General features: G+C 39.7%; 8 protein-coding genes. 3 read left to right on the top strand and 5 right to left on the bottom strand.

Features of this window, described 5'->3' with window-relative positions; translation table 11 throughout:
- Positions 1-9: 9 nt before the first annotated feature.
- From IPM48_05295 to IPM48_05285, 3 genes are all read right to left on the bottom strand, one after another.
- Complete coding sequence (locus IPM48_05295; GenBank protein MBK9270991.1) at positions 10-1,761, bottom strand: M28 family peptidase; 1,752 nt, start codon at positions 1,759-1,761, stop codon at positions 10-12.
- Positions 1,762-2,026: 265 nt separating this feature from the next.
- Positions 2,027-3,724: a DEAD/DEAH box helicase gene (locus IPM48_05290; GenBank protein ID MBK9270990.1), complete on the bottom strand. Its 1,698-nt coding sequence runs from the start codon at positions 3,722-3,724 to the stop codon at positions 2,027-2,029.
- Positions 3,725-3,989: 265 nt separating this feature from the next.
- Positions 3,990-4,304 carry an RNA-binding protein gene (locus IPM48_05285; protein ID MBK9270989.1) on the bottom strand — a complete coding sequence of 105 codons (315 nt, stop codon included), beginning with the start codon at positions 4,302-4,304 and terminating at the stop codon, positions 3,990-3,992.
- Between the two features lie 355 nt (positions 4,305-4,659).
- Here IPM48_05285 and IPM48_05280 point away from each other — a divergent pair, with 355 nt between their 5' ends.
- The 3 genes from IPM48_05280 to IPM48_05270 are packed head-to-tail and all read left to right on the top strand — an operon-like array spanning position 4,660 to position 8,772.
- Positions 4,660-6,528 carry a hypothetical protein gene (locus tag IPM48_05280; protein ID MBK9270988.1) on the top strand — a complete coding sequence of 623 codons (1,869 nt, stop codon included), beginning with the start codon at positions 4,660-4,662 and terminating at the stop codon, positions 6,526-6,528.
- The gene (gene dprA / locus IPM48_05275; GenBank protein ID MBK9270987.1) at positions 6,528-7,631 is read left to right on the top strand and encodes a DNA-protecting protein DprA; all 1,104 of its coding nucleotides are present in this window, start codon (positions 6,528-6,530) and stop codon (positions 7,629-7,631) included. Before IPM48_05280 ends, dprA begins: the two co-directional genes overlap by 1 nt.
- A 7-nt stretch (positions 7,632-7,638) precedes the next feature.
- Positions 7,639-8,772: an alkaline phosphatase gene (locus IPM48_05270; protein MBK9270986.1), complete on the top strand. Its 1,134-nt coding sequence runs from the start codon at positions 7,639-7,641 to the stop codon at positions 8,770-8,772.
- 5 nt (positions 8,773-8,777) lie between these two features.
- On the opposite strand, the gene IPM48_05265 is transcribed toward IPM48_05270, so the two are convergent.
- Together IPM48_05265 and IPM48_05260 are read right to left on the bottom strand one after the other, a co-directional pair.
- Entirely contained in the window at positions 8,778-10,058 is a 1,281-nt protein-coding gene (locus IPM48_05265) for an MATE family efflux transporter (protein ID MBK9270985.1), read from the bottom strand.
- Positions 10,059-10,248: 190 nt separating this feature from the next.
- Complete coding sequence (locus tag IPM48_05260) at positions 10,249-11,640, bottom strand: hypothetical protein (protein ID MBK9270984.1); 1,392 nt, start codon at positions 11,638-11,640, stop codon at positions 10,249-10,251.
- Positions 11,641-11,787 lie beyond the last annotated feature (147 nt).

The following is an 11,787-nucleotide window of genomic DNA, read 5'->3' as shown; positions in this document are numbered from 1 at the left end:
TGGCCTGGTTTAATAAGAATGAATAAACATTTTGCGGGTGGTAAAAGGCTTACCATTGATGACCAGGGTATAGAAATAAATTCCTTGGGGCTCAACCCAATTGCCCATGTTCAACAAAATCTCATTGACTCCATCCTTCAAATGAAGAGAAGTGGAATGGACTATCAAACCTCGCTCATCTCTTATTTCGAGGATGGCTGCCTGTATTTTTGCCGCTTGGTGTACGATGATTGGAATAAGGGTAAATTCATCAAAAGGATTCGGTTTGTTCTGCAACAATTCAATAAAGTGTTGTGAAACATTGTCCTCTGTGGATGTGGTGACTCTGGCCTGATACTCATTGCCAAACATCGAATACCATTCTTGCTCATCAATCCCGGCGGCTGTAACATAATACAAACTTGGAGCCAATCCTTCAACGGTCAAATGGGTTTGATCTGAAAGAATCACTGTATCAAAATAGGCAGAATTGATCCGACGAATGGCGTAGACAAACCTGCTCAATCCCTGGGGATTTTCTATATTTATTTTGATATGACCACTTCCGGGGATCACAGACAGCTGAAGTGCTTGGGCTTTCGTCGTTGCAGCGTGTAATACTGTCCATGCGTTGACGAAAACATTTCTTTTCAGGTAATTGAAATCTACAAACAAACTGTCAAATTGACCATCCCCATTGAGATCTTTTCCAACAAGATCTCTGGTCGTATGTTGTCGGTCATGATAATTGGCCTGTGATGGATTTCCGTCTCCGTGTTCATAAGATGAGGTAAAACGGATGCTGGTATATCCCTGTTCTCTGAAGGGAATATGATCCCCTCCTCTGCCTGTTCGGTCTTCTGCAAACATCACATCAATGAATGGAACGGGTATCGATTCGTTTCTAATGGTCTGGTCAATGATCAATTTGGTGAGTCTTGCCTGATTTTTGGACATGCTGTTGGTAGTGCCTGATGAAAATATTCTGAGACGAGTGCTGTCCAATTGTCCGGGTCCGGGACAGCTGGGAGGAGAGCTGGTGTTGCCACATTCTATACCACCCACAATATCGTTGTTAAAAACAGCTTTGATCTTAATACCATTCTGTTTGCAAAACAAAGCAAATGCCCTTGCTCCTCCCAGACCCTGCTCTTCTCCGGTTGTCCAAAGAACAACAATGGTGCGATTCATTTCAAATTGGCTGAGGACTCTGGTGAGTTCCATGATCAATGCAGATCCGGAACCATTGTCATCAGCTCCTTCAGCCCTACAGGAAGTGTCACAAAGCGCTTCACAACGACTATCCAAATGCGCTTCCACAAGAACTATTTCATCTTGAATTTCAGAACTTCCAGGTAGAATGGCAAGCAATTGTGTATGCCTGGTTTTCCCGCACATGGTGTAATCAAATTCAAACTCGCAGGGAAAAATGGTGTTTCCTGGTATTTGATTCCATCGGATTAAAGTGTTTTTAATTTTATTTCTGGCACCCCGTATTCCAAATTCCGGCCACTCCGGAAAATCAGAAATGGTATTTCTGTTGCGAAAAGCGGTAATGGACTCTAAATGTTGGAAAAGCGAGTCTGACTGAATTTGCTGTGAAAGCAAGAATTTCGTTTGAGGGCCAATCTTTGATTTGCCAGAAGCAAATGTATCGCGTGGATATTCGCCTTTCAGCAATTTAAAACAAAATGGATCAGAAATACTGAAATTGGTTTGGGCAATCAGTGGCAAGCTTAACCCGGCCAGAATAAAACTAAAGATTAAAAAACTGTTTTTCATCTCCCTGCTTTTGATTCTGGTGTAAATATATCAAAAAAGTATGAAAGCTGAATCTATCAATACAGTTTTGTGACTGTTTGTTCTTGTATCTGAGGATCAATTAAATTTTCAGGACAAATGAAAACCAAGTATTCATCGGAAATGCAAAGCCCAAGCTTTACTTTTATAATGTTCAAAACCTTCGTCTATTGCCAAATTGCAAATAACCAATTGGAGGGTAAAAATCAAATCACTGAGAAAGGATTATTGATCCATCCAACCACTCCTATTCCTTTCCATATTTGCGGCCCTCCTTTTGCTCAGAGGCAAGATCGATTCTGAGTGGTCTTCCATTAAAGCTTGCATTTTTCATTTTTCTCATTTGCTCAGCAGATTCTCCGTCTGTGATGAAAAAAGAATAAACACCTTTCATTTCAATATCCCGCACAGCTCTTCCACTCACTCTGGTATGCTTAAAAATCAATTCTCTAATTTCGTCGTACTTCATTCCATCTTTCTTGCCAACATTGATAAAGAGTCGGTGCATTTTACCATGAGATGCCCGATCAGATCTGCCGGACCTTGTTTTGCCACCGGATTTTTTTCCTTCCCATTTTTCAGAACGTCCACTGTCTGATCTACCAGATCTGACTGTTTCATCTACATTTATATCGGTTGAATCTTTATAATTGATTCCCATTCTCATAAGTTCTGCCTGGAGCAATTTCTGAACCAATTCTTCTTTTTCCATTTCCATCAATGGCCAAATCCATTCATTTTTAAATTTTGGAATATGAACATCATCAGACACATTTTCTTTAAAAAAATCAATAAAGGCTTTAATCCTTGAATGGATCACCTGATCTCCGTTGGGTATCAGATATCTTTCAAATTTTACACCAGCGAGTTTTTCGATTTGATGCAATTTATAGGCTTCCCGGATATGCAGCAGCGCAATAGAAATTCCTTTCTGCCCTGCTCTGGCGGTCCGGCCGCTTCGGTGGGTATAATTTTCAATATCATCCGGTAGATGGTAGTGTATAATATGGGTGATATTCTTTACATCGATTCCCCGGGCTGCCACATCTGTAGCCAAAAGTGCTTTAATGGCTTTGTGCCTAAAGCGATGCATCACTTTGTCTCTTTGCGCCTGAGCCAAATCACCGTGCAGACAATCGGCTGAGTAACCATCTCTGACCAGATGATCTGAAAGCTCCTGGGTCTCAGCTTTGGTGGTACAAAAAACAATGCCATAAAAATCTTCATGAAAATCCATTATGCGTTTTAATGCGGTGAATTTGTCACGGGCCTGCACCACTGCATATTGGTGACTTATATTTTGCTGTGCTGTGTTCTTTTTCCCAATGGTCACCTCAGTGGGATTGTTGAGATAGGTGGAAGCTATTTTGCGAATGTCCGGTGACATGGTTGCTGAAAATAGTCCAGTGATTTTATCTTCTGGTGTCTGGGCCAATATGGTTTCCATGTCTTCCCTAAAGCCCATATTGAGCATTTCATCTGCTTCATCCAATACCACAGTTCTGACATCTTGCAATCTGATGACCTTCCTTTCCATTAAATCAATTAATCTACCGGGGGTGGCCACAATGATGTGAGCAGATTTTCTGATGTCTTTGATTTGCATGGTAATGCTGCTGCCTCCATAAACAGCCACGATGCCCATTGCTGGTAAATTCTTTGCATATTTTTTCAGATCTGAGGCTATTTGCATACACAGCTCCCTGGTAGGAGAAATGATCAGTGCCTGCGTATTTTTATTTTCTGATTGGATGTTCTGCAGGATAGGTAATCCAAATGCAGCAGTTTTTCCTGTACCTGTTTGAGCAAGGGCAATCAGGTCGGAAGATTGAGATAAAAATAAAGGTATGGCTTTCTGCTGAATGTCGGTTGGGTTTTCAAACCCAAGCTCTTCTATGGCTTTACAAATACGGGGCTCAATACCCAAGGTTAAAAAAGGATTCATTGATTGGCTAAAATTGATCAGTTAATAAAATGATAAACACGCATCACTGATCAGCACCCACATCATGAACCGGTCTCATTGACCGCAATTGCTGAAAAGCGACTTTCCCAGAGGCAATTAAAAAAATAAAGACCTGCCGCCTCTGGACGGCAGGTCTTCCATTTTATAAATCTTTTAATGAAATTCTTAAAATTCTTTCCGAACTACTTAAACAAAGAAGAAGAAAAAACGCAAGACTTGACCTAAAGATTTATAGCGGGTAGCATCAGTTTCTTTTAAACCTGTTGCCGCCGCCTCCACCGTGATTGGAAGGTCTGAAAGGCCTTCTTTCTCTTTGTTCTGGTGGTCTGGCTTCTGAGACAGAGATGTTGCGATCTCTGACGGAAGCTTGGTTCAGATTGTTGATGGCTGCAGTTGCTTCTTCGTCATTTGGCATTTCGACGAAAGCAAATCCTTTGGAACGACCAGTCATTTTGTCTGTGATGACTTTAACTGATGATACCTCACCATACTCTGAAAAGAGGTCGGAAATTTGTTGTTCCCTGATTGTATAATCCAGGTTACCTACATAAAGATTCATGATAAAAAATATTAGAAATAAAAAAAATTACGAAGTGATTAAATATGGTTTAGGGCTTTTCAAACTCTCAGGATAAAACAATACATTTAAACATATAGTTCCACAAAGGTAATCATTAGTTTTTGAAATCCAAATTTTTTCTACATTTTTTTGAGTCAAAAGACGGTGAAAACTACACACCAATGGGACGAAAATGATTTTATATGCCTTCTCTACAATCCGGTTCTGCAACTAAAAACATGGGTTTACAAGATTAACAGCAATATATACATATAACTAAGATTTATATATTGTATCTTCCGGTAAATTAACTTGGTTAAACTAATTTTGCCGCTTCACACGAAAATTACACGATATGGATTTAACCCAATTGCAAAAAGGTCGATTTTTTTATCCTGTCTTGTTCTCTCTCTTAAGCTTGACCCTGTATTTTCAATGCATTGGATTTGGTTATGTTCTGGACGATACCATTGTTTTGGACCAGAATCAGTTTGTAGCCAAAGGTTTTGCCGGAATTTGGGACATTTTGTCCACAGAGAGTTTTACCGGTTATTTTGGAGAACAACAACAGCTGGTGGCCGGAGCGCGTTACAGGCCTTTGTCCATTGTCACTTTTGCCATTGAACAGGGAATTTTCGGCAAATTGCCCTGGCTTAGTCATCTCATCAATATTCTGTTGTATGGCATTTGCTGTTGGTTGGTCTTTTTGCTTGTAAAACTGCTTCAAATCAAAAGAGAATCCAGTGAAATTCCATGGATGGCTCTGCTGGCAGGCATTTTTTTCCTTGCACATCCAATCCATACTGAAGCTGTGGCCAATATTAAAGGAAGAGATGAAATCATGTGCATGCTGTTTTCATTACTGAGTGTGATTGGTCTTGTTCGCCAACCTGATGGTCCTTCCACCAGAGACCAATATCAGTCTGGTGCGTGGTTTTTCCTGGCTCTGTTGTCAAAGGAAAACGCCATCACCTTTCTTGCAGTTATGCCCCTGGTATTTGTCTTTTTTAGAAATATGAGTCTTGGGACGTCTATCAGATCTTGCTTATGGCTTTTTATTCCCGCCGTTCTTTTTCTGATAATCAGAAGCTCTGTGATTGGATTTTTCTTTGACAACGGACAAAAAATAACAGACTTAATGAACAATCCTTTTGTAGGTATGAATGCAGGTCAAAAATTCTCGACCATATTACTTACACTTGCCTGGTACATTAAGTTGCTTTTTGTCCCACATCCGTTGACCCATGATTACTATCCCTATCACGTACCCAAAATGAATCCTACGGACATCATGACCTTGATCTCATTGATCCTATTAGTAACTGTTACTATAGCTGGTTATAGACAAAGAAAAAACAACAAGCCCGTTTGGTTTGCTGTTCTGTATTTTTGGTTCACCATCTCCATTGTAAGCAACCTCATTTTTCCTGTTGGTACTTTTATGAATGAGCGGTTTTTGTTTATGCCTTCCTTTGGATTTGTACTTGTACTTGTCTACATTTTACATCATTACCTCTTTGGATTATCCAGCTTGAAAAGGAGAATCGCATTGATCTTTTCAACTCTATTGTTATTGTTCTATGTTGGAAGAACCATGACCAGAGTTCCAGATTGGAAAGATAGTATGACCCTTAATCTGGCAGGGGTCAATGTTTCAAAAAACAGTGCCAGAATCAACTTATTTACCGGTGTTAGTTATTTTCAACTCTATCAGAAGGATTCGGATCTGGAAACAAAAAGAAAAAATTTAGATCAGGCATTGAGATACATTGACAGGGCATTGTTTATTTTTCCCAATTATGGCCAAGCCCTCAACATGAAAGCTGGTATCCTCGCAGAATACCATAAAATGGACAAAGACTTAAGCTTGTTTTTAGAAAACATCAGAGAGATTATACTTAAAAAACCTGATTTGGCTTTTATTCAGGAATATTTCCGATACATTATGAAAGACCCAAACAATAAACACGCTTTGGCTACATTTTGCAGAGAGATTGGATATGATATTTTCTATAAACAAAAGTTGCGGTACGATATGGGTATCTTGTATATGTCCATGGCCAAAGAGCTTAGGCCATTTAATCAGGAATACTCCAATGAGCTTGCAGAAATATACGAAGCCTGGTCCAGAAGAAGCAGTGTATCAACACAACAAAAAGCAGAATTTATTGAGAAGGCAAATCAGTTAAGAGATCCACTTTCTGAAATTCACCTGAATAAATAATGTCCAATAAATTTTATCAGATAGCCCTGCACCAGGCTGATCTGGTTGGGCCTATTCTTGCACGATCTCTCATGGCTTTTTGTGGGGAGGCCGAATTGGTTTTTAAAACACCAAAGGCAAAACTTCTCAAGATCCCCGGGATCGGAGAAAGTGTCGCTCATTCTATTAAAAATTTTAAAGCCTGGGAAAAAGTTGAAAAAGAATTGAAGTTTTGTGAAAATCACCAAATCCAGATTTTGTTTTACACCGATCAGGAATACCCTGGCCGTTTAAAAAATTACAATGACAGTCCACTTCTCTTGTATTACAAGGGCAATGCAGATTTGAACGCAAGCAGAATGATAGCCATCGTTGGCACGCGAATGGTCAGCGAATATGGAATATCACTTACTGAAAACCTGGTTTCATTTTTGCAGGGATACAATGTGACCATTGTCAGTGGACTTGCCCATGGAGTGGATACATTAGCCCACAGATCAAGCATTGGTTTACAAATACCCACCATTGGTGTTTTGGGTCATGGGCTAGATATCCTCTATCCGTCACAAAACAAATCTCTTGCCAAAAAAATGTGTCTTCATGGTGGATTGTTGACCGAATACAATGTGCAAACACGTCCGGATAAACAAAATTTTCCCATGAGAAATCGTATCGTAGCGGGAATGACTGATGCAGTGGTCGTAGTCGAAAGTAAAAAAGAAGGGGGAAGTTTAATTACTGCACAATTGGCCAATGACTATAACAAAGATGTTTTTGCATTTCCAGGGAGGGTAGAAGATATCAATTCTTCCGGATGCAATCAATTAATCAAAGATCACAAAGCCCATCTCATTGAATCCGGAGAGGATCTGGTTGAATTAATGAATTGGAACAAAACAGATTTGGACAAATTGGTATCTCATAAATCTCAACTTTTTTTAGAACTTTCGCACGAAGAACAATGTCTGTTGGATGTTTTAAAAGATAAACAAAAAGTTCACATTGATATGCTCCATCATTCACTTACCTTTACCCCGGGAATGCTTGCAGGAATTTTATTGGAGCTACAAATGAAAGGACTGGTCAAAGAATTACCGGGTAAAGTGTATAGTCTTATATCTTAATTTGCGTATGGTCTTTCGCTTTTTCGTATTTATAAATTGTTTGTTTTTCCTTCTGGGATCTTGTTCCACAGCAAAGAAACAGATAGACAGCACCAAGTCTGTTCAGAGTGAATCCGAATCAATCCAAAAAAAGAAGAACATTATTCTTCTTATCGGTGATGGAATGGGCATTGCTCAAATCAGCGCCGCCCTTTATATGAACAACAACCAATTGGCACTTGAGCGCTGCACCCATGTTGGATTGCAAAAATCCCATGCAGCCGATGACCTGATCACTGATTCTGCTTCCAGCGCTACTGCTTTTAGTACGGGACAAAAGACAAAAAATGGAAGCATAGGAATGGACCCAAACGGTCAAAAGCTTGAGACGATTTTGGAAGAAGCCAACAGAAAGGGATTTGTGACAGGATTGGTAGTTACCTCTTCGATTGTTCATGCTACTCCAGCTGCATTTGCAGCGCATCAACCAAGCAGGGATATGTATGAGAACATTGCAATGAACATGAGCCAATCTGGCTGTAATTTAATGATTGGTGGTGGAAAAAAATATTTTGACAGAAGGATTTCAGACAGTTTGAATTTAACCCAATTGATGATTTCAAATGGGTATGTGGTCACAGATTATTTTGAAAGTGATTTCAGGCAATATATTTTTCCCCAATCAGACAAAATGGTCTATTTTACTGCGGATGGAGATCCTTTACCTGTCAATAAGGGAAGAGATTATCTACCAAAAGCAAGTCTTCACAGCATCGAATTTTTAGATAGAATTCATCCATCCAATGGATTTTTTCTAATGATTGAAGGTTCACAGATTGATTGGGGAGGACATGCCAACGAAACTGAGTATGTGGTGGCTGAAATGCTTGATTTTGATAAGACGGTTAAAGTGGCACTTGATTTTGCTGAGAAAGATAAAAATACCCTGGTCATTGTCACAGGTGATCACGAAACCGGTGGAATGGCCATCAATCCTGGGTCAAGGATGGGACAACTGTCGACAAGTTATAGCACAACGCACCATACGGCTGAATTAATTCCGGTTTTTGCTTTTGGGCCAGGCGCAGAAAACTTTTCCGGTATCTATGAGAATACCGCACTCTACCATAAAATGAGAAAATTTTTGTTTGGGTTAAAGTAAAAATCTTAGACTTGGACCTCTTTCCATTTGCCAAGTTTGAAATAATACCATGCTAGCAGTGCCACGAGCGTTTCTGCAACAGGCACTGCAACAAACGCGCCTGTGGGACCCCAATTGACCTCCACCGCCAATATCCAGGCAAGCGGAATCTGGAATAGCCAAAAACCAATTAAGTTAATCCAGGTGGGAGTCCTTGTGTCACCTGCTCCATTTAAAGCTTGTACCATCACCATTCCAATGCCGTAAAAAATATATCCGGAGCCAATGATTTGCAGAGCCTGTACCGCGTAATTTAAAACCTGCGCATCTGTGGAGAAAATACCTACAATTGGTTGTGAAAAAAACAAGAACAATAACATCACAAGTGCCATAAAAAATGAATTGTACCAGGTGGTGAGTATGACACTTTTTTCGGCCCGATCCGCCTGTTTTGCACCAAGATTTTGTCCAACAAGGGTAGCCGCTGCATTGGACAATCCCCAAGCGGGCAATATGAAAAAGACAATATTTCGAATGGCAATCTGATAGCCGGCAGTCGCTTCGGTGCTTCCTGTTCTCGACACCAAATATGCCATAAATACCCAGGATCCACTCTGAATAAAAAATTGAAGGGTTGCCGGCCAGGATAATTGGATAAAATCCAAACTAAGCTTTTTGTCCCATTGAAAATAGGACGTTTTGATATCGAGCTGTGAAGATCCTTTTTTTAGCCAATACAATTGATACATGACACCGGCCGATCTACCGATGGCGGTGGCAATTGCGGCTCCTTCCAAACCAAAATCCAAAACAAAAATCATGATTGGACACAGTAAAATATTCAAAATACTTGCCAACCAAAGACTCTTCATAGCAATGAGTGGATTTCCTGCACCTCTGAAAATCCCATTGATCATAAACAATAATATGATTAAGATACTACTACCCATCATGATCCTGGTAAATCCAACTCCCTCTGAAACTACCTCAGATCTTGCCCCCATCATGGTCAGCAATTGTGGCGCATATATGATTCCGAGTATTGAAATTAAAATGGAGAGTGCAACGGTGACCATCAATGCCTGAACTGCTGAATGGGAAGCACCTTCAATGTCCTTCTCTCCCGTTCGGCGGGCAACGATGGCGGTGGCACCCGTGCTCAAACCTATTCCCAAAGTGTACACCAAAGTCAAAATGGATTCTGTCAATCCCACTGTTGCAATGGCTACCTGACTGTTTTCTAGTTTGCTCACAAAAAACATATCCACCACAGCAAAAACAGACTCCAAACACAGCTCTAAAATCATTGGAATGGACAACAATACAATGGCAGATTTAAGATCACCCTTGGTGTAATCATAATCTTCCCCCCTAAGGGATTTTCGTATCAATTGTAAGTAATCTTTGAATCCCAAAATATCCTGTTTTTGGATGTTTTGCAATTGGCTTAAATAATTAAAATTAGAATTGGAATTTCAATCCAATGAAATCTGATACCTATTCCGATTTATCGGAATCAGGATCCTGAGCAACCGTGTCTTTAGATTCCTGTGGTTCTAAAAAAGATTCCTGGGATTGATTGTCAGAATCAGGATCAGCAGGCCCTGGAATGTCATTTTGAAGAAGCAAATCATCTGATTCAGCAAGGCTGGTCTCATTGACATTCCCTATTGTTTTCTTAGATTCCATGATTTCTTCCGCTGCTTTCAGGAGTTTATCTTCAGAACCAGCGAGTTCTACCTGATGTTGCTGAATTTCCTGACTGATTTTTTCCTTTATCTTTTTTTCTTCAATTTTTACTTTTCGCTTGACTTCCTGTTTTTCTTTTTCCTTCTCTTCTTTAACCTGCAATTTTTCTTGCTTTTTCTCCAAACCCTCCCGAACTTTGAGTAGCTCATCTAGTTTTTCTTGCTTTTGCCGCATCCTTTCCTCGATCATTTTGATTTTGGCAACCCTGATTTGAGCTTCCAATTGCCCATTTGTACTCGCGATTCGCTTATTTTCAAAATCAATGTCTTTCTGATCCAGGCCAAGAGAGTGTTCAATTCTCTGAATGGCTTGATTGATACCCTCCATTCTTTGATTGACGTGGTCCTTCCATTGGTGAGAGGAAGATTGGTTGGATTTGGCTTCTCTTTTAGCTTTTATAGCCTGAAACACATGATCCAACTTGACCTTAAGCTTTCTGATGTGCGCTCTGTCCAACAGATCAACTCCTTTGATATCGTTTTGTATTTTAACAAGATCGTCAAATATATTTTTAATAACACCACCAGAGTCTAATCTTTCGGCAAGTACTTGAATCTTTTCAGTGAATTGATCTAGTATTTCTTTTGATTTTTCAAGTGTTTCATTTTTTTGACTTTCCCTTAACTTTTTGAGTTCTTCAAAAATGGAATCGGATTTCTTCCGAAGGCTGTCAATGTGATCGCGGAATAAATTCTTGTCGAGAATTTGTTTCTGCACATTGGACCATAAGTTTTTCATTTCATCCCATACCTCAATGTCAAAAACCTCTAATCTTTTTACTTTATCAGAAATTTCTTCCATTTCATTTTTAAAATTTCGATAAAGTTTTGCGGTCAAAACCGCAAAGTGCCATTCCATTTGCGCTCTTGAAATAACATCCGATTTTTCTACCTTAAGGTCATCGGGCAAGATACTATCAGCCATTGTAAGTTCTCTGATAATATGCTTTGTATTGCCTGGAAATTCAAGATCCTTGCCTTCTCTCCAATCAGCCATCATCTGGTTGTAAAATTCTTCCGTACAGTCGCGATCAGCGATCGACCAAATGTGAATTTTATTCTCGTCGGCATCCAACGCGATGGCTAACAGAACTTTGTTTTCTTCTGCATCTTCACCCCAAACTACAATCCTATTGCGCATTTCAATTACTTCTAAATTAGACCCCTTCTTTTTTACAAATGTAAGCCGAAAAAGAAAAAACGTCAGGCAGTTTTTAATTCCGGTTTTTGGTAAAGGGGTTGCAAAAATCCGATCATTTCTTCAAATTTCAATCTATTTAAGGATAAA

It is taken from the genome of Saprospiraceae bacterium (assembly GCA_016715965.1).
Classification (GTDB): domain Bacteria; phylum Bacteroidota; class Bacteroidia; order Chitinophagales; family Saprospiraceae; genus Vicinibacter.
This window is presented reverse-complemented; position numbering and strand designations above follow the sequence as displayed.